21 protein-coding genes are annotated in these 24,255 nt (G+C 64.8%); 12 read left to right on the top strand and 9 right to left on the bottom strand.

The window, feature by feature from the left end:
• Positions 1-441 precede the first annotated feature (441 nt).
• From rng to upp, 9 genes are all read right to left on the bottom strand, one after another.
• Positions 442-1,911, bottom strand: coding sequence for a ribonuclease G (gene rng / locus AC3WLT_RS12970; protein WP_492592146.1), 1,470 nt, complete (start codon positions 1,909-1,911; stop codon positions 442-444).
• 9 nt (positions 1,912-1,920) lie between these two features.
• On the bottom strand, positions 1,921-2,547 hold the full coding sequence (locus AC3WLT_RS12965) for a Maf family protein (RefSeq protein ID WP_492592145.1): 627 nt from the start codon (positions 2,545-2,547) through the stop codon (positions 1,921-1,923).
• Positions 2,548-2,798: 251 nt separating this feature from the next.
• Positions 2,799-3,269, bottom strand: a complete 471-nt coding sequence (rlmH, locus tag AC3WLT_RS12960; protein ID WP_115104009.1) for a 23S rRNA (pseudouridine(1915)-N(3))-methyltransferase RlmH — start codon at positions 3,267-3,269, stop codon at positions 2,799-2,801.
• A 103-nt stretch (positions 3,270-3,372) separates the two neighbouring features.
• The gene (gene rsfS / locus AC3WLT_RS12955; RefSeq protein WP_492592144.1) at positions 3,373-3,825 is read right to left on the bottom strand and encodes a ribosome silencing factor; all 453 of its coding nucleotides are present in this window, start codon (positions 3,823-3,825) and stop codon (positions 3,373-3,375) included.
• Between the two features lie 4 nt (positions 3,826-3,829).
• Positions 3,830-4,585, bottom strand: coding sequence for a nicotinate-nucleotide adenylyltransferase (locus AC3WLT_RS12950; RefSeq protein ID WP_492592149.1), 756 nt, complete (start codon positions 4,583-4,585; stop codon positions 3,830-3,832).
• Between the two features lie 49 nt (positions 4,586-4,634).
• Entirely contained in the window at positions 4,635-5,558 is a 924-nt protein-coding gene (gene hemF, locus AC3WLT_RS12945; RefSeq protein ID WP_492592143.1) for an oxygen-dependent coproporphyrinogen oxidase, read from the bottom strand.
• Between the two features lie 290 nt (positions 5,559-5,848).
• The gene (purD, locus tag AC3WLT_RS12940; protein ID WP_492592142.1) at positions 5,849-7,147 is read right to left on the bottom strand and encodes a phosphoribosylamine--glycine ligase; all 1,299 of its coding nucleotides are present in this window, start codon (positions 7,145-7,147) and stop codon (positions 5,849-5,851) included.
• Positions 7,148-7,377: 230 nt separating this feature from the next.
• A complete protein-coding gene (locus AC3WLT_RS12935) occupies positions 7,378-8,106 on the bottom strand; it encodes a YebC/PmpR family DNA-binding transcriptional regulator (RefSeq protein WP_013339911.1) in 729 nt (242 codons plus the stop codon).
• Between the two features lie 468 nt (positions 8,107-8,574).
• Positions 8,575-9,225, bottom strand: coding sequence for a uracil phosphoribosyltransferase (gene upp / locus AC3WLT_RS12930; protein ID WP_410834401.1), 651 nt, complete (start codon positions 9,223-9,225; stop codon positions 8,575-8,577).
• A 232-nt stretch (positions 9,226-9,457) separates the two neighbouring features.
• On the opposite strand from upp, the gene AC3WLT_RS12925 reads away from it, so the two are divergent.
• The 12 genes from AC3WLT_RS12925 to AC3WLT_RS12870 all read left to right on the top strand — a co-directional run bounded on the left by AC3WLT_RS12925 (position 9,458) and on the right by AC3WLT_RS12870 (position 24,237).
• Positions 9,458-10,237, top strand: coding sequence for an SDR family oxidoreductase (locus AC3WLT_RS12925; protein ID WP_492592141.1), 780 nt, complete (start codon positions 9,458-9,460; stop codon positions 10,235-10,237).
• A 58-nt stretch (positions 10,238-10,295) separates the two neighbouring features.
• Positions 10,296-10,685, top strand: a complete 390-nt coding sequence (locus AC3WLT_RS12920) for a methylglyoxal synthase (protein WP_492592140.1) — start codon at positions 10,296-10,298, stop codon at positions 10,683-10,685.
• A 53-nt stretch (positions 10,686-10,738) separates the two neighbouring features.
• Positions 10,739-11,713: a quinone oxidoreductase family protein gene (locus AC3WLT_RS12915; protein ID WP_492592139.1), complete on the top strand. Its 975-nt coding sequence runs from the start codon at positions 10,739-10,741 to the stop codon at positions 11,711-11,713.
• Between the two features lie 261 nt (positions 11,714-11,974).
• Positions 11,975-12,088, top strand: a complete 114-nt coding sequence (locus tag AC3WLT_RS12910) for a hypothetical protein (RefSeq protein ID WP_028196918.1) — start codon at positions 11,975-11,977, stop codon at positions 12,086-12,088.
• On the top strand, positions 12,085-12,177 hold the full coding sequence (kdpF, locus tag AC3WLT_RS12905; protein WP_007583461.1) for a K(+)-transporting ATPase subunit F: 93 nt from the start codon (positions 12,085-12,087) through the stop codon (positions 12,175-12,177). Before AC3WLT_RS12910 ends, kdpF begins: the two co-directional genes overlap by 4 nt.
• A complete protein-coding gene (gene kdpA / locus AC3WLT_RS12900; protein ID WP_492592138.1) occupies positions 12,174-13,979 on the top strand; it encodes a potassium-transporting ATPase subunit KdpA in 1,806 nt (601 codons plus the stop codon). Before kdpF ends, kdpA begins: the two co-directional genes overlap by 4 nt.
• Positions 13,980-14,057: 78 nt before the next feature.
• On the top strand, positions 14,058-16,169 hold the full coding sequence (gene kdpB / locus AC3WLT_RS12895) for a potassium-transporting ATPase subunit KdpB (RefSeq protein WP_492592137.1): 2,112 nt from the start codon (positions 14,058-14,060) through the stop codon (positions 16,167-16,169).
• 52 nt (positions 16,170-16,221) lie between these two features.
• A complete protein-coding gene (gene kdpC, locus AC3WLT_RS12890) occupies positions 16,222-16,800 on the top strand; it encodes a potassium-transporting ATPase subunit KdpC (RefSeq protein WP_492592136.1) in 579 nt (192 codons plus the stop codon).
• A 257-nt stretch (positions 16,801-17,057) separates the two neighbouring features.
• Positions 17,058-20,084, top strand: coding sequence for a DUF4118 domain-containing protein (locus tag AC3WLT_RS12885; RefSeq protein WP_492592135.1), 3,027 nt, complete (start codon positions 17,058-17,060; stop codon positions 20,082-20,084).
• Positions 20,077-20,775, top strand: a complete 699-nt coding sequence (gene kdpE / locus AC3WLT_RS12880; protein WP_492592134.1) for a two-component system response regulator KdpE — start codon at positions 20,077-20,079, stop codon at positions 20,773-20,775. The genes AC3WLT_RS12885 and kdpE overlap by 8 nt, the downstream gene beginning before the upstream one ends.
• A 277-nt stretch (positions 20,776-21,052) precedes the next feature.
• Entirely contained in the window at positions 21,053-21,664 is a 612-nt protein-coding gene (locus AC3WLT_RS12875; RefSeq protein ID WP_492592133.1) for a DUF4126 domain-containing protein, read from the top strand.
• Positions 21,661-24,237 carry an ABC transporter permease gene (locus AC3WLT_RS12870; RefSeq protein WP_492592132.1) on the top strand — a complete coding sequence of 859 codons (2,577 nt, stop codon included), beginning with the start codon at positions 21,661-21,663 and terminating at the stop codon, positions 24,235-24,237. The genes AC3WLT_RS12875 and AC3WLT_RS12870 overlap by 4 nt, the downstream gene beginning before the upstream one ends.
• The last annotated feature ends 18 nt before the right edge of the window (positions 24,238-24,255 follow it).

Raw genomic sequence — 24,255 nt, 5'->3', positions numbered from 1 at the left:
AGATGTACTGCTACGTCGCCCTCAGGAAATTCCGCAAACATGAATTCGAGCAACCGAAAAACCGATCCCGATTGACACCGGGAGTCATATCAGTCCTTTCGTTGTTAGGGGAGACTTTTCAGCCGCCACCGTTGCCACTGTTGTGCCGATGGTTGGCATAGAGACCGCGATGATGGTTGATCCCTTGTCCGAGGCTTTGATTGCCAAGTCGGCGAAGCGGGGGTGATCGCATCACCTGCCGCGCCAAGAAGCGTTAAGGGAATGTAAATGAGGAGCGCCGGGGCGGGGGCGCTTCGCGATTAGTTGCCCGACAACGAGATGGCGCAGCAATTCGGCTCGCGTTTGGTCGTCGACGTGGTCGCTCATGGTCAGTGGGTAGCCAGGAGGGAATTTGAGGTCGAAAAATTGCATGAAACCCTTGATGGATAAGGGTTTTGAGATTCACATCAGCACAATGTCGTACTGTTCCTGACTCAAATTCGACTCCACCTGCAACGACACCGGTTTACCGATGAAATCGATCAGCATCGCCAGATGCTGCGACTCCTCTTCAAGAAACAGATCGATCACCTGCTGCGACGCCACCACGCGAAACTCTTTCGGATTGAACTGCCGCGACTCGCGCAGAATCTCGCGCAGCACGTCATAGCACACCGTGCGCGGAGTCTTGACCTGGCCCTTGCCCTGGCAAACCGGGCAGGGCTCGCACAGCACATGCGCCAAAGATTCGCGCGTGCGTTTGCGCGTCATCTCCACCAACCCAAGCTGCGAGAAACCATTGACCGTCACCCGCGTGCGGTCGCGCGCCAACGCTTTCTTCAATTCGCCGAGCACCTGCTCCCGATGCTCGACGTTTTCCATATCGATGAAGTCGATGATGATCACGCCGCCCAGGTTGCGCAGCCGCAATTGCCGCGCGATCGTATGCGCGGCTTCGAGGTTGGTCTTGAAGATCGTATCGTCGAAGTTGCGTGCGCCGACATAACCGCCGGTGTTCACGTCGATCGTGGTCATCGCTTCGGTCTGGTCGATCACCAGATAGCCGCCGGACTTCAGGTCGACGCGGCGTGACAACGCGCGCTGAATTTCCGCCTCGATGTTGTACAGATCGAAGAGCGGCCGCTCGCCGGTGTAGTGATGCAGTTTCGACGACACCGCCGGCGTGAACTCGGCCGCGAAGTCGGCGAGCATCTGATACGTCTCGCGCGAGTCGACCTGAATGCGCGAGGTTTCGTCATTGACGAAATCGCGCAGCACGCGCTGCGCGAGATTCAGGTCCTGATACAGGAGGCTGGTAGGCGGCATACGCTGGGCTTGCGACAGAATCGTCGCCCACGTCTTGCGCAGATACGCGACGTCGCCGGCCAGTTCTTCGCTGGTCGCATCTTCGGCGATGGTGCGCACGATGTAGCCGCCTTTCTCATCGGCGGGCAACACGGCGGTCAAACGCGCGCGCACGGCTTCGCGTTCGGCTTCGCTTTCGATCTTCTGCGAAATGCCGATATGCGGTTCCTGCGGCAGATACACGAGCGTGCGCCCGGCGATGCTCACTTGCGTGGACAGCCGCGCGCCCTTGGTGCCGATCGGATCCTTGACGACCTGCACCATCAGCGTCTGGCCTTCGAACACGATCTTCTCGATCGGCTGATGCGGCGCCTGATGCTGCGGCTCGCCGGCAATGCGCGGATGCCAGATATCGGCGACGTGCAGAAACGCGGCGCGTTCCAGGCCGATGTCGATGAAGGCGGATTGCATGCCCGGCAACACGCGGACGACCTTGCCGAGATAGACATTGCCGACGCGCCCGCGCGACAGCGTTCGTTCGACGTGAAGTTCCTGGACGGCGCCTTGCTGGACGAGCGCGACGCGCGTTTCCTGCGGCGTGACATTGATCAGGATTTCTTCATTCATGGTGTTGTTTTAGAAGTCGATGCGCGCTGCACGCAGGAGGGCAGCGGTTTCAAAAAGCGGCAAACCCATGATACCTGAATAGGACCCGTCGATATGCTCGATAAACTCGGCGGCGCGTCCTTGCACGCCATACGCGCCCGCCTTGCCGAGCGGCTCGCCGCTCGCCGCATAGCGGCGAATCGCATCCGCGTGCAGTGCAGCAAAGCGCACTTTCGACACCGATAGCGCGGCGGGCAGCAACGTGCCTTCCGCGTCGATCACGGCCACCGCCGTCAGCACTTCATGATCGCGGCCGGCCAGACGCGTGAGCATCGCGAACGCGTCGTCGGCATCGACGGGTTTGCCGAGGATCGCGTCGTCGATCGTGACGGTTGTGTCCGCAACCAGGATCGGCCGCACAGCATGCTCGCCGGCCACGAGGCGCGCGCGTGCGGCGCGTGCCTTGGCAATGCAGACGCGCTGCACGTAGTCGCGCGCTCGCTCGCCGGGCAGCTCGGTCTCGAGCGCTTCGGCATCTTCATCGGGACGCGGCAGCAGCAGTTCGAAGCGCACGCCGAGTTGCTGCAGCAACTCCTGGCGGCGCGGACTTTGAGAGGCGAGGTAGACGAACGGGTGCAGCGCGGCGGAGGTTGGCATGAACAGGTCTCGATGAAGCGGATTGCATGAACGGGCGATGAGCTTGTCTTTCAAGCATCGACGAGCGCGTCGATAAGCACGTCGATAAGCGGGGCAACAAGCGCGTCAATCGACGCACGTCAATGAACACGTCAATGAACACGTCAATGAACACGTCAATGAACACGTCAATGAACACGTCAATGAACACGTCGACAAGCGCCGCAGGCAACGAGACTAAAAACGCGCGATCTGCCGGCAGCCTCGTTCGCTCACGCGCGGTGATAGGGGTGATTTTGCGTGATGGTCCACGCGCGGTAAAGCTGTTCGGCGAGCAGCACACGGACCATCGCGTGCGGCAGCGTCAGACTCGAGACACGCAGCAGCATATCGGCGCGCGCTTTCAGATCGGGGTCGAGCCCGTCGGCGCCGCCGATCAGAAACGCCACGTCGCGGCCGTCCTGCTGCCAGCCGGGCAGGGCGGCGGCAAGCTGCATCGTGGTCCAGTCCTTGCCGCGTTCATCGAGCGCGACAATGCGTGCGTTCTTCGGCAGCGCGGCCTCGATCTTCTGCCGTTCGGCGGCCATCACGCTTTCCGCCGGCCGCCCCGACGAACGCTGCTCGGGCTTGATCTCGCGCAGTTCGATACGCAGCTCGGGCGGCATGCGCTTCGCGTATTCGTCGAAGCCGGTGGCGATCCAGTCCGGCATCTTGTGGCCGACGGCGAGGATGTGCAGTTTCATCACGGATGTAATCGCGGATTCGATCGCGGATTCGATCGCGGATGCAATCGCAGAGGCAATCGCGGAGGCAATGGCAAATCAGGCGACGGGCGAGCCAAAGCGCTTAGCGGCGGCGTGCCGGCGTCTTGCGTGCGGGCTTCGCAGCCGGCGCTTCGTCTTCTTCCTCGTCGTCGAGCGGCTCGCTTGCGCTCGCGCCGCCGAACGGGCTCGGCGCCGACAGCTTGATGCGCACCGGCTTCTCGCCCCAGATTTCTTCGAGGTTGTAGTACTGGCGCAGCGCGGGTTGCAGGATGTGCACGATCGCGTCGCCGCAATCGACCAGCACCCATTCGCCGATGTCCTCGCCTTCGGTGCTGACGATGTCGCCGCCGGCTTCCTTGACGTTCTCGCGCACGCTGGAGGCGAGCGCTTTGGTCTGGCGGTTCGAGGTGCCGCTCGCGACGATCACGCGATCGAACAGGGCGGTCAGGTGGGTGGTGTTGAACACCTTGATGTCTTGCGCCTTCACGTCTTCGAGAGCGTCGACGATCACGCGTTGCAGTTTGCGAATATCCATGGGGTTACCGGTGGTACAGATGATGTTGAAGAATATAGTCCCACACCGCGGCGGGGACATGGCTCGCGGCGCGGGCCGGGTTCGGGTCCTGCTGCTCGCCCTGCTGTTTGTCCTGTCGTTCGCCGCCCGCATGCTGGGCGAGCCGCTGCGCCACCTGTTCGCGCAGATGCGCGCGAATGTCGGTGGCCGAGACGTCGAACGCAAGCGTCGTGTCGATCAGCAAGTGGCCGCACGGCGTGGCTTGCAGCACCACGGCGCGGGCGCGGCGCGCGTCGATTTCTTTCGCGACCGCCAGCGGAATCGACGCGAGGTCGAAACCGGGACGAGTGGCCGCGCAGATATGCGCGAAGTCGAACAGACGCCGCCAGTCGCGCCATGTGTCGAGATGCACCAGTTGATCCGCGCCGATCAGCAGCGCAATCGACGCCTCCTGACCTTCGCGTTCACGCCAGCGTTGCAGCGTGTCGATCGTGTAAGTGGGGCCGTCGTGATCGATCTCGTCGGTCGCGACGCGCACCGTGACGCCCGGCAGCACGAGTTCGCTTGCCGCCGCGCGCGTCATGGCGAGGCGATGCACGGCCGCCGACACGTCCGATTTCTGCCACGGCTGGCCGGCCGGCAGCAGCACCAGTTCGGTCAGTTGCAGCACGTCGGCGAAACGCCGCGCCAGTGCGAGATGGCCGTCGTGGATCGGATCGAAAGTGCCGCCGAGCAGTCCGATCCGGCGAGGCAGGGCGACAGGATGAGCGTTCGGCTTCAGGTGAAGATCCTTTGTCGTGACGATGCCGGGTACGGTGCGGGCGCGAGCCTCACACCCACTCGCGCGGCACGAGAAAATCGCTGTAGAGGCGCGCTTCCGGCGTGCCCGGTTCGGGGTGCCAGTTGTAGCGCCAGTTCACCACAGGCGGCATCGACATCAGAATCGATTCAGTGCGTCCGCCGCTCTGCAGCCCGAACAGTGTGCCACGGTCGAAGACCAGATTGAACTCGACGTAGCGGCCGCGCCGGTATGCCTGGAAATCGCGCTCGGCCTGGCCGTACGGAATGTTGCGGCGCTTTTCGATGATCGGCATATACGCTTTGAGGAACGCATCGCCGACGCTTTTCAGCATCGCGAACGATTGATCGAAGCCCGGCGCGGAGAAATCGTCGAAGAAAATCCCGCCGATGCCGCGCGGTTCGTTCCGGTGCTTGAGGAAGAAATACTCGTCGCACCAGCGCTTGAAACTCGGATAGAGGTCCGCGCCGTAAGGCTGCAACGCGTCGCGGCAGACCCGATGGAAATGCTGTGCATCTTCCTCGTAGCCGTAGTACGGCGTCAGATCCATGCCGCCGCCGAACCAGAACACCGGCTCTTCGCCCGCCTTGGTGGCGATCAGCAGACGCACGTTCATATGCACGGTCGGGCAGTGCGGATTGTGCGGGTGCAGCACAAGCGAGACGCCCATTGCTTCGAAGCCGCGGCCGGCCAGTTGCGGACGCGCCGCGCTCGCCGAGCCGGGCAAGGCGTCGCCGGCGACGTCCGAGAAACCGATGCCGGCGCGCTCGAAGAACTTCCCGCCTTCGAGAATCCGCGTGCAGCCGCCGCCGCGCAGCTTTTCGCCGGGGGCGCGCTGCCATGTGTCGGTGGCGAACGGCGTACCGTCGAACGCGCCGAGCGTGTCCGCGATTTGCGTTTGCAGGCCTTGTAGCCAGCTACGCACGGCCTGTGCGTCATAGCTCGATTCGGTCATGAAATGTAGATGCTGAGGGCGGTACGCTCGTCGTGCCGCGGGTTCTTCGTGAAGGACGGCCGGCGTTGTTCGGATCGTCCGGCAAAAGCGCGGCGGTACGGTTGTTCGCGCGGTTGTTCGGGCGGTTGTTCGTTTTGGGCTCGCGTCTGGATCCCGCCTGGAACCCATTTGGCCGTAGCCAGGGCAGTACCCAATGGGCGCCCGCATAGTGCGGCGGGCTCTGGAACAGCCGCTGAAAACCCGCAGTGTAGCGCCGATGGCGCCACATTGCGGGCGAGCGGGGGCGTGGCTTAGTGCTTGCCTTCGGTCCTGGCGTCGTGCTTGCGGTTCAACGCACGGTAGCCGATGTCGCGGCGATACTGCATGCCGTCGAACGAGATCTGATTGATCGTCTCGTACGCGACCGACTGCGCGCTGCGCACCGAATCCGCCAGACCGACCACGCACAATACGCGGCCACCCGAGGTGCTCAGCTTGCCGTCGGCGAGCGTGGTGCCGGCGTGGAACGTGACCGAATCCGCCGTTTCGGCCGGGATGTCGCTGATCCGGTCGCCCTTGCGCGGCGTGTCCGGATAGTTGCGCGCGGCCAGCACCACGCCGAGCGCGGTGCGGCGGTCCCATTCCAGTTCGACCGTATCGAGCGTGCCGGCAATCGCCTGCTCGACCACCTTCGAGAAGTCGCCCTTCAGGCGCGTCATGATCGGCTGCGTTTCCGGGTCGCCCATCCGGCAGTTGAATTCGAGCGTTTTCGGGTTGCCTTGCGGGTCGATCATCAGGCCCGCATACAGGAAGCCGGTGAAGCGGATGCCTTCCTTCTCCATGCCGCGCACTGTCGGCAGGATGATTTCGCGCATCACGCGGGCATGCAGTTGCGGCGTGACGATCGGCGCGGGTGAATAAGCGCCCATGCCGCCGGTGTTCGGACCCTGGTCGCCGTCGAGCAGACGCTTGTGATCCTGGCTCGACGCGAGCGGCAGCACATGCTTGCCGTCCACCATCACGATGAAGCTCGCTTCTTCGCCGGCGAGGAATTCCTCGATCACGACGCGCGCCCCCGCATCGCCGAGCTTGTTGTCCGACAGCATCATGTCGACCGCGGCGTGCGCTTCTTCCAGCGTTTGCGCGACCACCACGCCCTTGCCGGCGGCGAGGCCGTCGGCCTTGATGACGATCGGCGCGCCCTTGGCGTCGAGATACGCGTGCGCGGCGGCGACGTCGGCGAAGGTTTCATATTCGGCGGTCGGGATGGCATGGCGCTTCATGAACGCCTTGGCGAAATCCTTCGAACTCTCGAGCTGCGCGGCTTCCTTGCTCGGTCCGAAAATCTTCAGGCCACGCGAGCGGAAAAGATTGACGATACCCGCGGCGAGCGGCCCTTCCGGCCCGACCAGCGTGAAGGCGATCTGTTCTTTCTCGACAAAATCGGCGAGCGCGGCCGGCTCGGTGATGTCGATATTGCGCAGACGCTCATCCTGGGCCGTGCCGCCGTTGCCGGGAGCAACGTAGACAAGCTGGACCCGTGGCGATTGCGCGAGCTTCCATGCGAGCGCATGTTCGCGACCGCCGGAACCGACGACGAGTAACTTCATGTGAATCCCCGAGACTTAAAAACCATAAACGGCTGACGCAGCGCGCTCAGCCGTGCAATAGCAGCAAGGTTCGCACAGGGCGAATGGCCCGGTGGTGGCGCAGGCCACATTGCGAACCCGTGTGGAAGCGGTGTGGAAACGATGCAAACGCCCGCTCAGCAGCAACGCGAGGGTCGGCCGGCGGCTTTGGGCAGCGATTCGATGCGAACCCGTGCGCCGCCGGGACACGCTCATTCGTCGGCGATCGCGGCGTTTGTATAGACTTCCTGCACGTCGTCCAGATTCTCCAGCGCGTCGAGCAGCTTCTGCATTTTCACCGCGTCGTCGCCGGTGAATTCGACTTCCGTCTGAGGTTTCATCGTCACCTCGGCCACTTCGGCCTTGAAGCCCGCGGCTTCGAGCGCGGCCTTCACCTTCGGGAAATCGTTCGGCGGGCACAGCACTTCGATACTGCCGTCTTCGTTCGTGACGACGTCGTCAGCGCCGGCTTCCAGCGCGGCTTCCATCAGCTTGTCTTCCGGCGTGCCGGGCGCGAACAGGAACTGGCCGACGTGATCGAACATGAACGACACCGAGCCGTCCGTACCCATGTTGCCGCCGTTCTTCGAGAACGCGTGACGCACTTCCGCCACCGTACGCGTGCGGTTGTCGGTCATTGTGTCCACGATCACTGCCGCGCCGCCGATGCCGTAGCCCTCGTAGCGGATTTCTTCGTAGTTTGCACCGTCGACGCCGCCTACGCCGCGCTGGATCGCACGGTTGACGTTATCTTTCGGCATGTTGGCGTCGTACGCCTTTTCGACCGCGAGCCGCAGACGCGGATTCGAGTCGATGTCGCCGCCGCCCATGCGCGCCGCGACCTGAATTTCCTTGATGAGCCGCGTCCAGACCTTGCCGCGCTTGGCGTCGGCCGCTGCTTTCTTATGCTTGATGTTGGCCCATTTCGAATGACCCGCCATACCTTTCTCCATCGCGCGCGCCAGCGGGGCGCACGCATAGTGCAATTGTCGTTGCGATGTCGGGCGCTTGCGTTTTGCGCGCCTCGATGTCAGACGGTTTCAGCTTGCCCAACGCCCGGTGATGCCTGGTGATGCCCGGCCGGGTGATGCCTGGTCATGCCCGGTTACGTCCGTTCCGGCCGCCCGGTTGTGTCCGTCACGCCCGGCTGGCGGGACCGAAGTTGCAGCGCGGGCGGGTCAGGGCGGTGCGGCCAGCGGACTGAAAACGCCGCGCCGGTCCCGGCGGGCTCCGCGAAAGGCGCGATGCGCCAGGCAGTTGTGCAAGTCAGGCAGTTGTGCAAGTTGAGCCGCTCTTTGAGCGGATGCGAATTTTATCATGCCGCGGGGCGGCAGCAGGGGGGAGCAATGCCGGAACGTGCGTGGCGGCGGCGTTTTCCGCCCGCCGCTCGCGCTCTTTTCAAGCCGCTTTCAGTTTTTCGTGCCGAACAGGCGGTCGCCGGCGTCGCCGAGACCCGGCACGATGTACGCGTGCTCGTTCAAATGCGAATCGAGCGACGCCACGTACAGCTTGACGTCCGGATGCGCGTTCTGGAACACCTGCACCCCTTCCGGGGCGGCCACCAGCGCGAGGAACAGAATATTCTCGCCGGCCACGTTGCGGCGCTTGAGCACGTCCACCGCGTGCACGGCCGAGTAGCCGGTCGCCACCATCGGATCGCACAGAATGAAAACGCGGTCTTCCAGATCCGGCAGGCGCACCAGGTATTCGACCGGGCGATGATCCTCCGCGCGATACACGCCGATGTGGCCGACGCGCGCCGACGGCACCAGTTCCAGCAGCCCGTCCGACATGCCGATGCCGGCGCGCAGCACCGGCACGATCGCCAGTTTCTTGCCGGCGATCACCGGCGCGTCGATCTCGACCAGCGGCGTGGTGATGCGGCGCGTGGTCATCGGCAGATTGCGGGTGATTTCGTAGCCCATCAGCAGTGTGATTTCGCGCAGCAGTTCGCGGAACGTGCGGGTGGAGGTGTCCCGGTCGCGCATGTGCGACAGCTTGTGCTGGATCAGAGGGTGATCGAGGATGAAGAGATTGGGAAAGCGGCTGTCCTGAGTCATGGCGGGGGCGCGCAAGCGGCGGCAAGAGGGATCGGGGATCGGAGATCGGTTCGGCGGCCGGCGCCGGCCGGAAATCCGGCTGGCGGGCGCGCCACGGCTGCAAGTTTACCGAAAGAGTGGGGCCGGAAGATACCGGAGATTGCAGCCGCCCGGCACAGTCCGGCACCGATTCTTCTAGAATCGGGGGAAACTTTGCAACGAGCGGTCAAGACTTCGTCACAAGGACACACACATGGACATGGGAATCGCCGGGCGCACCGCACTGGTTTGCGCCGCCAGCAAGGGTTTGGGGCGCGGCTGCGCGGAAGCGCTCGCCGCCGAGGGCGTCAACCTGACGATCGTCGCGCGCACCGCGGAGGCACTGGAGGCGACCGCCGCCGAGATCCGCAAGCTGAGCGGAGTGGAAGTGACGGCGGTGGCGTGCGACATCACCACGCCCGAGGGCCGGGCGGCGGCGCTTGCCGCCTGTCCGCAACCGGACATTCTGGTCAACAACGCAGGCGGCCCGCCGCCGGGCGACTTCCGCAACTTCACGCACGAAGACTGGATCCGCGCGCTCGAAAGCAACATGCTGACGCCGATCGAGCTGATCCGCGCGACCATCGACGGGATGAGCGCACGCGGCTACGGGCGCATCGTCAACATCACGAGTTCGGCGGTGAAGGCGCCGATCGACGTGCTGGGCCTGTCGAACGGCGCGCGCTCGGGGCTGACCGGCTTCGTCGCGGGACTCGCGCGCAAGGTGGCGCCGACCGGCGTAACGATCAACAACCTGCTGCCGGGCCTGTTCGACACCGACCGCATCGGCACCACGTTCGCCGCCCAAGCCAAGGCGCAAAACATGTCCATCGAAGAAGCGCGCCAGCAGCGCATGAAGTCGATTCCCGCCGGCCGTTTCGGTAATCGCGACGAATTCGGCCGCGCCTGCGCCTTCCTGTGCAGCGTGCATGCCGGATATATCACCGGCCAGAACTGGCTGCTCGACGGCGGCGCTTACCCGGGCACGTTCTGACCCGCCTGCTTTCATCACCACAACAACGACGCTCACCACGGTTCAGGAGTCTTACGTCATGACCACCCGCATTGCGCTGATCGCGCACGATCACAAGAAGGACGACATCGTCAAACTGGCCGGCGAATACGTCGATACGCTCAGGCGCTGCGACATCATCGCCACCGGCACGACCGGCTCGCGTATTGCCGACGCCCACGGGCTGACGGTCGAGCGCATGCTGTCCGGCCCGCATGGCGGCGACTTGCAGATCGGCGCGCAGCTCGCCGAAGGGCGCGTGGACATGGTGATTTTTCTGCGCGACCCGATGACGCCGCAGCCGCACGAGCCGGACATCAACGCGCTGGTGCGCGCGTGCGACGTGCACAACGTCCCGTGCGCGACCAATATTTCGACTGCGCGGATGATCCTCGACGTGCTGACTATGCGCCTGACGCCGCCGGTCTGAACGCGCTTGCCTCACGGTCAAAATCAAACTCAATCACGAACCAGGGAGACGTGATGGTCAAAGCGATTCGATTCGATAAAACGGGCGGCCCGGAGGTGATGAAATGGGTCGACGTCGAAGTAGGCGAGCCGGGCGCGGGCGAGATCCGCATCAAGCAAAATGCGGTCGGCCTGAACTACATCGACGTGTATTTCCGCACCGGCTTGTATCCGCTGCCGCTGCCGGGCGGCCTCGGCATGGAAGCGGCCGGCGTGGTGACAGCGGTCGGCGCGGGCGTGACCGGTCTCAAGGCCGGCGACCGTGTCGCGTACGTCGCGCGTCCGCCCGGCGCGTACACGCAGGAACGCGTGCTGCCGGCCGCGCAGGTCGTCAAGGTGCCGGACGCGCTGAGCGACGAGCAGGCGGCCTCCGTCATGCTGCAAGGGCTGACCGCGCAATACCTGCTGCGCCGAACGTATCCGGTGAAGGCCGGCGACACGATCCTGATCCAGGCCGCGGCGGGCGGCGTCGGCCTGCTGGTTTGCCAGTGGGCGAAGGCGCTCGGCGCAACGGTGATCGGCACGGTCGGTTCCGATGAAAAAGCCGCGATTGCCAAGGCGCACGGCTGCGACCACGCGATCGTCTACACGCGCGAGAATTTTACGAAGCGTGTGCGCGAGATCACCAACGGCGCAGGCGTGCCGGTGGTCTACGACTCGATCGGCAAAGACACGTTTACCGCATCGCTCGATTGCCTCGCGCCGCTCGGCATGTTCGTGAGCTTCGGCAATGCGTCGGGGCCGTTGCCGCCGATCGATTCGTCGGAATTCGCCGGGCGCGGTTCGCTGTTCTTCACACGCCCGACGCTCTTCACCTATATCGGCAAGCGCCACGATTACGAGGCGATGGCCGCCGAACTGTTCGACGTATTGGTGTCAGGCAAGGTGAAAACGAGCATCAACCAGCGCTATGCGCTTGCGGACGTCGGCCAGGCGCACGCCGATCTCGAGGGCCGCCGCACGACGGGCTCGACGATCCTGCTGCCATGAGCGTCATGACGTAAGCGCGCTGTAGCGCCGCAGAAATAAAGAACCACGCTGCTTTTACGCGCACGGCAGCGGGCTGCGCGACGCGCGTCGCGTCGACACCCGCTATCCCAAGGCGCACAGGCATAAGGCCGTTCCACTTCACGGTGGAACGGCCTTTTCCGTTTACGCGATTTTTACACGCGTCCCGACATCTTTGACCAGGCCTTTACGCGCTTCGGCATAACGTTCCGATCTATCCAAAATCCGTGTATGGAGAAAAAAATGGATGTGCTGTATGTCGGGGGGCTGGTGCTGTTTTTCGCGCTGACCTTTGCATTGATCGCCGGCTGCGAGAAGTTGATGCAGTTCCGCCGTGGCCAGGGAGCGCGCTCATGAACTGGATTCTCTGGTTATCCGGCGCGGCCACCGCGCTGCTGTTCGCTTACCTCGTTTATGCGCTGTTGCGCGCGGAGGACATTGAATGAACTCGAACAATGTCCTGCAAGCGGGGCTTTTCATCGTCGTACTGCTGGCAGCCGCGGTGCCGATGGCCCGCTATCTGAGCGGCGTGATGGACGGCAGCTCGCGCGTGGTGCGCTTCGGCGGCCCGATCGAGCGCTTGCTGTATCGCCTCGCGGGCGTCGATCCGTCGACGGAAATGGGCTGGAAGCACTACGCGATCGCCACGATCGCGTTCAACGCGCTCGGCGCGCTGTTCCTTTACGGGCTGTTGCGCGTGCAAGGCTGGCTGCCGGGCAATCCGCAGCAGTTCGGCCCGATGACGGTCGACGGCGCGTTCAATACGGCGGTCAGTTTCGTGACCAATACGAACTGGCAGGATTACACGCCTGAACAGACCGTCGGCTATCTGACGCAGATGCTCGGCTTCACGGTCCAGAACTTCTTTTCCGCAGCCACCGGCATCGTGGTGGTGATCGCGCTGATTCGCGGCTTCGCGCGTCACACGGCGCAAACCATCGGCAACTTCTGGGTCGATCTCACGCGCGTGACGCTTTACGTGTTGCTGCCGATGGCGGCAATCCTCGCGGCCCTGTTGATGAGCCAGGGCGTGATCCAGAATTTCAACGCGTATCAGGACGTACCGACGCTGCAAACCACGACGTACGCCGCACCGAAGCTCGATACGCAAGGCAATCCGGTGAAGGATGCGAAGGGCAATCCGGTGACGGTCGATACGCCCGTGAAGACGCAGACCATCGCGATGGGTCCGGTCGCCTCGCAGGAAGCGATCAAGATGCTCGGCACCAACGGCGGCGGCTTCTTCAACGGCAACTCGGCACATCCGTTCGAAAACCCGACACCGTTCTCGAACTTCCTGCAGATCTTCTCGATCCTGATCATTCCGGCGGCGTTGGCCCTCGTGTTCGGTCGCATGATCGCGGACCGCAAACAGGGCGTCGCGGTGCTCGCGGCGATGACGATCGCGTTCGGCGTGTGCGTGTTCGGCGAGATCGGCGCGGAGCAGGCGGGCAATCCGGCGTTGACCGCGTTGCATGTCGATCAATCGGCAAATGCGCTGCAGTCGGGCGGCAATGCGGAAGGCAAGGAAACGCGCTTCGGTATCGCGCAGTCGGGCATCTTTACGGTGGCGACCACGGCGGCCTCGTGCGGCGCGGTGGCCAACACGCACGACTCGCTGACGCCGATCGGCGGCCTCTATCCGATGCTGTTGATGCAGCTCGGCGAAGTGATCTTCGGCGGCGTGGGTTCCGGTATGTACGGGATGCTCGTGTTCGCGCTGCTGGCCGTGTTCGTGGCGGGCCTGATGATCGGCCGCACGCCGGAATACGTCGGCAAGAAGATCGAAGCGTACGAGATGAAGATGGTGTCGATCGTGGTGCTGCTCACGCCGCTGCTGGTTCTCGTCGGCACCTCGATCGCGGTGCTGACCGAGGCGGGCAAGGCGGGTATTGCCAACCCAGGCGCGCACGGTTTCTCTGAAATTCTCTACGCGTTCAGCTCGGCCGCCAATAACAACGGCAGCGCCTTCGCCGGTCTGACTGTGAGCACGCCGTTCTACAACTGGCTCACGGCCATCGCGATGTGGTTCGGCCGCTTCGGCACGATCATCCCGGTGCTGGCGATAGCCGGTTCCCTCGCCGCGAAGAAACGCATCGGCGTGACCGGCGGCACGCTGCCGACTCATGGTCCGCTGTTCGTCGTGCTGCTGCTCGGCACGGTGCTGCTGGTCGGTGCGCTGACTTATGTGCCCGCGCTCGCGCTCGGCCCCGGTGTCGAACATCTGATGATGATGGGCGCCCATTGAGGCGCGCCATTCGAACCGACGAGCGAACAGGCGCAATTCAGGCGTAAATCAGGCGCACACGGGAAATTCGAGGATTCAATGACTGAACATAATGCAACCAGGTCCATGTTCGACCCGGCGCTGCTGCGCCCGGCGATCGTGGACTCCTTCAAGAAGCTCACGCCGCGCACGCAGTTCCGCAATCCGGTGATGTTCTGCGTGTATGTCGGCAGCATTCTGACGACCATTCTGTGGGTCGCCGCGCTGGCCGGCCAGGCCGAGGCGCCCGCGGGCTTCATTCTCGCGGTCACGCTGTGGCTGTGGTTCACGGTGCTGTTCGCGAACTTCGCGGAGGCTCTGGCCGAAGGCCGTTCGAAGGCTCAGGCGGCGTCGCTGCGCAGCGCGAAGAAAGACGTGATGGCCAAGAAGCTCAACGAGCCGCACCCGAAGTCGCCGATCCGCATCACCGCGGCGACCGATCTGCGCAAGGGCGACGTCGTGCTGGTCGAAACCGGCGACGTGATTCCGGCCGACGGCGAAGTGGTCGACGGCGTCGCGTCGGTCGACGAATCGGCAATCACGGGCGAATCCGCGCCGGTGATCCGCGAATCGGGCGGCGATTTTTCGTCGGTGACGGGCGGCACGCGCGTGCTGTCGGACTGGATCGTCGTGCGCGTCACGGCGAATCCCGGCGAGGCGTTCCTCGACCGCATGATCGCGATGGTCGAAGGCGCGAAGCGTCAGAAAACGCCGAACGAAATCGCGCTGACGATTCTGCTGGTCGCGCTGACGATCGTGATGCTGCTGGCGACCGCCACGCTGCTGCCGTTTTCGATGTTCTCCGTCGAAGCCGCAAAAGCGGGACACGTGGTGACGATTACCGCGCTGGTCGCACTGCTGGTCTGCCTGATTCCGACCACCATCGGCGGGTTGTTGTCGGCGATCGGTGTGGCCGGCATGAGCCGGATGATGCAGGCGAACGTGATCGCCACCTCGGGCCGCGCGGTGGAAGCCGCCGGCGACGTCGACGTGCTGTTGCTCGACAAGACCGGCACGATCACGCTCGGCAATCGCCAGGCTTCGACCTTCGTGCCGGCGCCCGGTTTGACCGAAGAAGCGCTTGCCGATGCCGCGCAGCTTTCGTCGCTTGCCGACGAAACGCCGGAAGGCCGCAGCATCGTCGTGCTCGCCAAGCAGCGCTTCAATATCCGTCAGCGCGATATGGCGTCGCTGCATGCCGAATTCCTCGGCTTCACCGCGCAAACGCGGATGAGCGGTGTCGATCTGTCCCCCAAGGGGACTTCCTCCGGGGCGCCGAACCGCGAGATTCGCAAGGGCGCGGCCGACGCGGTGAAGAACTATGTCGAAGCCAACGGCGGGCGTTTTCCGACTGAAGTCAGCAACGCGGTCGCCGAAGTCGCACGTCGTGGCAGCACGCCGCTGGTGGTCGCGGAGAAAAGCGAGCAGGGCGCACGCGTGCTCGGTGTGATCGAACTGAAGGACGTGGTCAAGGGTGGCATCAAGGAGCGCTTCGCCGAACTGCGCAAGATGGGCATCAAGACGGTGATGGTGACCGGCGACAACCGTCTGACGGCAGCGGCGATTGCTGCTGAAGCGGGGGTCGACGACTTCCTCGCCGAAGCCACGCCGGAAGCCAAGCTCGCGACGATTCGCGCGCATCAGGCCGAAGGGCGCCTGGTGGCGATGACCGGCGACGGCACCAACGACGCCCCGGCGCTCGCGCAGGCCGACGTCGCGGTGGCGATGAACACGGGCACGCAGGCGGCGAAGGAAGCCGGCAACATGGTCGACCTCGATTCGAATCCGACCAAGCTGATCGAGATCGTCGAAATCGGCAAGCAGATGCTGATGACGCGCGGCTCGCTCACCACCTTCTCGATCGCCAACGACGTCGCCAAGTACTTCGCGATCATTCCGGCCGCGTTCGCGACGACCTATCCGGCACTGAACGCCCTGAACGTGATGCACCTGGCCACGCCGGCCTCGGCGATCATGTCGGCGGTGATTTTCAACGCGCTGATCATCGTGCTGCTGATTCCGCTCGCGCTCAAAGGCGTGCGTTATCGCGCGCTCGGCGCCGCGATCCTGTTGCGCCGCAATCTGCTGATCTACGGTTTGGGCGGGATCATCGTGCCGTTCATCGGCATCAAGCTGATCGATATGGTGCTGGCCGCGTTCGGCTGGGTTTGAGAAGCGCGCGTCGGGAAGCCAGTTGGGAAGCCATTAAAAGGAATTGCCAATCATGAAAAATCTGTTCCGTCCGTTGATCGTGATCTTCGCGGTACTGACCGCCGTTACCGGACTTGCCTATCCCGCGGTGATGACCGCTGTCGGCCAGGCGGCCTTCCACGATCAGGCCAACGGCAGCCTGCTCGAGCAGGACGGCAAGGTGGTCGGCTCGAAGCTGATCGGCCAGCAGTTCGATGCGCCGCAGTATTTCTGGGGACGCCTGTCGGCCACCAGCCCGATGCCGTACAACGCGACGAACTCGGGCGGTTCGAACCTCGGGCCGACCAACCCGGCATTGACCGATGAAGTCAAAGGCCGCATCGACGCGTTGAAGGCCGCCGGCACCGATATGTCGAAGCCGGTGCCGGTCGATCTGGTGACGTCCTCAGGCAGCGGTCTCGATCCGGAGATCAGCCCGGCCGCCGCCGCGTATCAGATCGAGCGCGTGGCGAAAGCGCGTCAGCTCGCGCCGAACGATGTGCAGGCGCTGGTCGAGCGTTATACGAGCGGACGCCAGTTCGGCATTCTGGGCGAGCCGCGCGTGAATGTGCTGCAACTGAATCTGGCGCTGGATGAGATGAAGCAAGGTTAAACGCTGTGGTTCGCGAAGGCGGCGTCCATGTGACGCCGCCTTCGCCATTTGTTGCGCCCGGCATTCGCGGTGGCCGCCAATGCGGTGGTCGCCAACGCGGTAGCCGCCAACGCGGTGGCCGTCAACGCGGTGGCCGTCAACGCGGTGGTCGCCAATGCGGTAGCCGCCGTTCGCGGGCGGTCCGTCGTTTGCAGCCTGGCTGCTACCGTGCCACCATGCATGCGCCAGCGCTCGCCTTACTATGAGAACCATTGAGCATGAACCGCCCCGATCCTGACGAATTGCTCGACAAGCTGCAACGCGACGAAGAGAAACGTCAGCGGGGCAAGCTGAAGATTTTTTTCGGCGCGTCCGCAGGGGTCGGCAAGACCTATGCGATGTTGCAGGCCGCACGCCGCCGTCTGGATGAAGGCGCGGACGTGGTGGTCGGCATTGCGGAGACGCATGGCCGCGACGAAACCGCCAGGCTGCTCGACGGTCTCGACGTGCTGCCGCTCATGCAGATCGAGCATCGCGGCCGCAAGCTCGGCGAGTTCGACCTCGACGCCGCGCTCGCCCGCAAGCCGCAACTGATTCTGGTCGACGAACTCGCGCACTCGAACGTGCAGGGCGCACGGCATCTGAAACGCTGGCAGGACGTCTACGAACTGCTCGACGCGGGCATTGACGTCTACACGACGGTCAATGTCCAGCACCTCGAAAGCCTGAACGACGTGGTCGGCCAGATCACCGGCATTCGCGTCTGGGAGACGGTGCCCGACCGTGTGTTCGATCGCGCCGACGAAGTCACGCTGGTCGACCTGCCCGCCGAGGAACTGCTCGACCGGATGCGCGACGGCAAGGTGTATATGCCGCAGCAGGCCGAGCGCGCAGTGCGCAACTTCTTTCGCAAAGGCAATCTGATTGCGCTGCGTGAACTCGCGCTGCGCCGTACCGCGGATCGCGTCGACGCGCAGATGCGGGAATATCGCGCGGACCGTTCGATCCAGCGCATCTGGCAGGCGCGTGAGCGCTTGCTGGTGTGTGTCGGTCCCGGCCCGGAAGCGCCGATGCTGGTGCGGGCCGCGGCGCGTCTCGCGGCCAGTTTGAAAGCCGACTGGATCGCTGTGTATGTCGAAACGCCGGCGCTGCAGCGTTTGCCCGCCGCGCGCCGCGAACGCACGCTGAACGCTTTGAAGCTTGCGGCCGAACTCGGCGCGGAAACCGCGACGCTCGCGGGCACCGATGCGGTCGCCGCCTTGATCGGCTATGCGCAGGCGCGCAACGTGTCGAAGCTGGTTGCGGGGGCGTCGTCGCGCACCGGCGTGCGGCGCCAGCTGCGTCGACCGCTTGGGGAGCGCATCGCCGAACGCGCGGGCGACCTCGATCTCACCTTGATCCGCGCGTCGTCGGAACGCGATGGCGGCGAGCAGCGCCGTTTGCTGAACACCACGGCGAACGCGTGGCGCGAGGCATTGAGCGCGGCGCGCGAGCGTCGTTCGCCGCCACGCGCCTACGGTTTCGCGCTGGCCATTTGCGCGGGCATCACGCTGCTGTCGAGCCAGTTGATCGACCATATCGATCTGACGAACCTCGTGATGCTGTACCTGCTCGGCGTGATTTTCACGGCCGTGAAGCTGGGCCGCGGACCGGGTGTCGTGCTGTCGTTCCTGAGCGTCGCCGCGTTCGATTTCTTTTTCGTGCCGCCTCGGATGTCGCTGTCGGTCTCCGATACGCAGTATCTGTTGACCTTCTTCGGCATGTTGCTGACCTCGCTCGTGATCAGCCATCTGACCTCGAGCTTGCGCCGTGAGGCGAGCGTCGCGCGCCGCCGCGAACAGCGCACCGGCGCGATGTACGCGATGGCGCGTGAACTGGCCGCGGCGCTGGCGACCGAGCAGATCGTCGGCATCGGCAGCCGGCACGTCAGCGAGGTGTTCGGCGCGCGTGTCGCGATCCTGTTGCCGGACAGCGCCGACCAGGTGAAGCAGAAGATCGAAGACCCCGACGCGGCGATTACGCTCGAAGGCGAGATGCTCGATATCGACGTCGGCCAGTGGGTCTACGATCAGCAGAAACCGGCCGGACATGGCACCGATACGCTGCCTGCCGCCGCTGCGCTGTACCTGCCGCTCAAGGCGCCGATGCGCACGCGCGGCGTGCTCGCCGTCGTGATGCGCAACGAAGGCGAACTCGACGTGCCCGAACAGCAACGGATGCTCGACGCGTTCGCCGCGCAGATCGCGCTGGCGTTGGAGCGGGTGCATTACGTCGAAATCGCACGCGATGCGCTGGTCAACATGGAGTCGGAGCGCTTGCGCAATTCGCTGCTGTCGGCGATCTCACATGACTTGCGCACGCCGTTGACGACAATCGTCGGCTTCTCGTCGATGCTCGCGCAGTCGCGTGAAGCACACTCCGGCGCGCAGCCTCGCGACGATCTGGTGGAAGCGATCCACGAAGAAGCGCTGCGCATGACCGGCATCGTCACGAATCTGCTCGACATGGCGCGCCTGCAGGCGGGCAGTTTGCAACTGAACCGGCAATGGACCCTGCTCGAAGAGACGGTTGGCGCCGCGTTGCGTGCCTGCAGGCGCGTGCTGGCGGATCATCCGGTACAGGTGAAGCTGCCCGCGGATTTGCCGCTGTTGCATCTCGATGCCGTGCTGATGGAGCGGCTCTTTTCGAATCTGTTCGAGAACGCGGCCAAGTACACGGCCGCCGACACACCTCTGACGATCGGCGCGCAAGTGATCGAGGAAGGCGGCAAGCAGTTCGTGCGCGTCACTGTCGACGATGGCGGGCCGGGCTTGCCCGCCGGCATGGAGGCACGCGTGTTCGAGAAGTTCACGCGCGGCGAGAAAGAGTCGGCCAAGCCGGGCATCGGTCTCGGCCTCGCGATTTGCCGCGCGATCGTCGAGGCGCACGGCGGTACAATCGGCGCGCTCAACCGGATGACGGCGGACGGTCGCGTCGAAGGCGCGCGCTTCTGGTTCATGCTGCCGGTGGAAACGCCGCCCGCCGCGCCTGACGCGCTGGAAGACGAGGACATCGGCGCGTTGCCCGGTGATTCGGAAGCGGCATCGGAAGCGGCATTGGCACCGGGATCGGAAGCGGCACCGGCACCGGCACCGGCATCGGAAGCGGCACCGGGATCGGCATCGACGGCGCCCGACGGCACGACGGCGCAAGGCAAGCCCGACGCCGCGGCGGCGGAATCGCCGCAACCACGGGAGCGCGCTGCCGAGGCGCCGCTCGAACGCAATTCACCTCACAACCCGCTTTCCAAGCCGACCCATGAGTGACCCCAGCATCACCGTCGTCCTGATCGAAGACGAAAAGCAGATCCGCCGCTTCGTCCGAACGGCGCTGGAAGGCGAGGGCATCGTGGTGCACGACGCCGAAACCGGCAAGCAAGGTCTCGTCGAAGCCGCGACGCGCAAGCCCGATCTGGTGATCGTCGACCTCGGCTTGCCCGACACCGACGGCCTCGACGTGATCCGCGAACTGCGCGGCTGGAGCGAATTGCCGGTGATCGTGCTGTCGGCGCGCACCCAGGAAAGCGAGAAGGTCGCCGCGCTCGACGCCGGCGCGGATGACTATCTGACCAAGCCGTTCGGCGTCTCCGAATTGCTGGCGCGGATTCGCGCGCATATGCGGCGACGCAATCAAGGCGGCGCCAACGAATCGCCGCTGGTGCGTTTCGGTACGGTCACCGTCGATCTGGCCTTGCGCCAGGTGAGCCGCGACGGCGCCGCGGTTCATCTGACCCCGATCGAATACCGGCTGCTGGCGACGCTGGTGCGCCACGCCGGCCGCGTGCTCACGCACCGGCAACTGCTGCGCGAGGTATGGGGGCCGTCGCATGTCGAGAGCCATCACTATCTGCGTATCTATATGGCGCATTTGCGCGGCAAGCTGGAGCGGGATCCGGCGCAGCCCGAACATATCGTCACCGAGACGGGCGTCGGATACCGGCTGGTCGGCGCGGTTTGACGCTGTCCGGAGCCCGTCTGCCGTCGACCGCCGTCGATCGCCGTCGACCGGCTTGCTGCCGCAGACCGGGTGTGCTGCTCGCGCCCTATGAGAGACCGCCATTTGTTAGCCGCTCTGCGGTCTGCGAATTAACGTGGCTATAATGAAGTTGAATCCAACCTGAAATTGCCCGCGGCCCATTTGGCGCGGCCGGCTTGGCGCGGGTCTGACGACTTCGGTGCGGCGGCTCCCTTGCCCGTCGGAGCGCCCCGCACGCACAGCGCGCCTGGAGGCGGCCATGCTTGAATCACTTTCGCTTGCTGCTGGCCTTTCGTGGGGCAGCGGGCTGCGCCTCTATCTGACGGTTCTGCTGGCCGGCGTATTCGAACGTCTCGGCCTCATCCATCTCCCCGACACGCTGTCCGCACTGTCTTCGCCGTGGGTGATCGGCGTCGCAGCCGCGCTGACGGTTGCCGAATTCCTCGCCGACAAAATCCCCGCCTTCGATTCGTTGTGGGACGCGATCCACACCTTTATCCGAATTCCGGCCGGCGCCATGCTGGCCGCCGGCGCGCTCGGCCATGCCGACCCGGCGCTGCTGACGGTCGCCGCACTCGCGGGCGGCACGCTGGCGGGCACGGCGCATCTGGCGAAAGCGGGCACACGCGCGCTGATCAATCTGTCGCCGGAACCGGTGTCCAATGTCGTGACCTCGACCGCTGAAGACGGTCTCGTGGTCGGCGGCGTGCTGCTTGCGCTGTTCGTGCCGCTCGTGTTTCTGGTGCTGATGGTGGGTTTCCTGATGCTGGCGAGTTGGGCGTTGCCGCGGCTCTGGCGCGGGGTTCAGGGCGGTTTTCGCGGGATGGCGACGCACATGGTGTCGCGTTTGGTCAGGAGCAGGCACGATTGAGCGATACGGTACGAGGTTCGACGGCGCGCGTCGTACCAAAGCGCCGGTTTAGCGGCACCGATTTGCTGCGCCAGGCTATCCGCATGACGGCGCGCGACTGGCGCGCGGGCGAACTGACCATGCTGCTGCTGGCGCTGGTGTTGGCCGTCGCGGCTTTGTCGAGTGTCGGTATTCTGGCCGACCGGTTGCACCAGGGGCTCGAGCGCGACGCGCGCCGGATGATCGCCGCCGATTTCATCGTGCGCGCCGATCATCCGGTCAATCCTCAGTTTTCTCAGCAAGCCAGGGCGCTCGGTCTGAATACGGCCAGCACCGCCATCTTTCCCAGCATGATCAATTCGAGCGGCGCGCAGCCGGTTTCGCGCCTCGCCGCGATCAAGGCGGTGTCGCCGGGTTATCCGTTGCGCGGCGCGTTGCGGATCGCACCCGCGCCCGGTGTGGCGGATCATCCCGCGCAATCGATCCCGCCGCCGGGCACCGTCTGGGTCGATCAGGCGCTGCTCGACGCGTTGAAGCTGCATGTCGGCGACGCGGTCAAGGTCGGCAGCCGCAGCTTCACGATCGGCGCGGTGATCACGCGCGAACTGGATCGCGGCTTCTCGTTCGTCAATTTCTCGCCGCGTTTGATGGTGCGCGCCGACGAGGTCCAATCGACCGGCCTCATCACACTCGGCAGCCGCGTGACGTACAGGCTGCTGGTGGCGGGCGCGGATGAGTCGGTCGCGCGCTTCGCCCGGTTCGCGCATGACAGGGTCGACGGCGGCAAGATGCGCGGCGTCGCGCTCGAGTCGTTGCAGGACGGCCAGCCGCAAGTGCGCCAGACGCTCGACCGCGCGAGCCACTTTCTCACGCTCGTCTCGCTGCTCACGGCATTGCTCGCGGCCGTCGCGATTGCGATGGCCGCGCACCGTTATATGCGCCGGCATCTGGACAGCTGCGCGGCGATGCGCTGCCTCGGCGTCAGTCAAGCGACGCTGCGCGCGCTCTTCACGCTCGAATTCGCCGGCCTCGGTTTGATGGGCGGCGCGGCGGGCGTGGCGCTCGGCTATGCGGGGCATCTGGTGCTGCTGACGTGGCTCGGCAGTCTGATCGATGTCGTGCTGCCGTACCCGAGCGCATGGCCGGCGCTCGAAGGCATCGCGGCGGGTCTCGTGTTGCTGCTCGGCTTTGCGTTGCCGCCGCTCTTGCCGTTGACGCGCGTGCCGCCGGTGCGGGTGCTGCGGCGCGAATGGGGCGAGGCGGGGCGCACCGCGTGGGCCGCATACGCCCTCGGCATCGCGCTGTTCGCTGCGCTGCTGATCGTCGCGGCGGGCGAGCTGAAGCTCGGCGGCATTGTCGCGGGCGGCTTTGCGGGCGGCTTGCTGGTGTTCGCGTGCATCGCGCGGCTGGCGTTGTGGGGCGCCTCGCGTTTCGTGCGCAGCGAGCGCGTCAATGCGGGGGTCGGCTGGCGGTATGCGCTGGCGTCGCTGGAGCGGCGCAGCAGTGCGAGCGCGCTGCAGATCACCGCGCTCGGCATCGGCCTGATGTGTCTGTTGCTGATCGCGATGACGCACAACGACCTGGTAGCAGGCTGGCGCAAATCGACGCCGCCCGATGCGCCGAATGAATTCGTCATCGACATCCAGCCCGATCAACGCGAAGCCGTCACGCAATATCTGGGCGCGCACGGCGTGCCCGGCACCGTGCTCTCGCCGACAGTGCGCGGCCGGCTGATCGCGATCAACGGCAAGCTGGTGAATCCGGACGCGTTCAAAGGCGACGATGCAAAACGCCTCGTGGACCGCGAATTCAATCTGTCCTACACGACGACGCTGCCCGAAGACAATTGGCTTTCTGCGGGCACGTGGTACGGCGACACGAAAACGCCGCAGATTTCGATCGAGCAGGGGCTGGCGAAACTGATCGACGTGAAGCCTGGCGACACGCTGCGCTTCGACGTGACGGGTTTGCAGATCGACGCGCCCGTGACGAGTGTGCGCAAGCTCGATTGGGGTTCGTTCAAGGTCAACTTTTTCGTGCTGATGCCGCCGGCTGCCTTGCAGGATTTCCCGGCGACGTTCATCACCAGTTTTCATCTGCCGCCTTCGCAGCGGGCGACGATCGACGGCCTGATTGCCGCGTATCCGAACCTCACCGCGATCGACACCGGGCCGATTCTCGCGCAGGTGCAGCGCGTGTTGCAGCAGGTGATCGGCGCGGTGCAGTTCCTGTTTGCGTTCACGCTCGCGGCCGGCGTGCTCGTGCTGTATGCGGCGCTGGCCGGCACACGCGATGAGCGTATGCGAGAATCCGCGCTGCTGCGTGCGCTGGGGGCGTCGCATCGCCAGGTGCGGGCGGTGCAGATTGCCGAGTTTGTCGCGGTGGGTGCGCTGGCGGGGCTGATGGCGGCGATCGGCGCGCAGGCGATCGGGTGGGTGCTGGCGACCCGCGTGTTCGAGTTTTATCTGAGTTTCGATCCGTGGTTGTTGCCGGCGGGCGTTGCTGCCGGGATTGCCTGCGCCGGTGTCGGCGGCTGGCTCAGCTTGCGGCATGTGCTGTCGCGGCCGGCGTTGCAATCGCTGCGGGATGCGTGAATTTTCTCTTCTGTCGTG

This window comes from Paraburkholderia sp. FW306-2-2C-D06C, from assembly GCF_058781505.1.
Note: the sequence above shows the minus strand (reverse complement) of the source record. Positions and strands in the feature narration are given on the sequence as shown.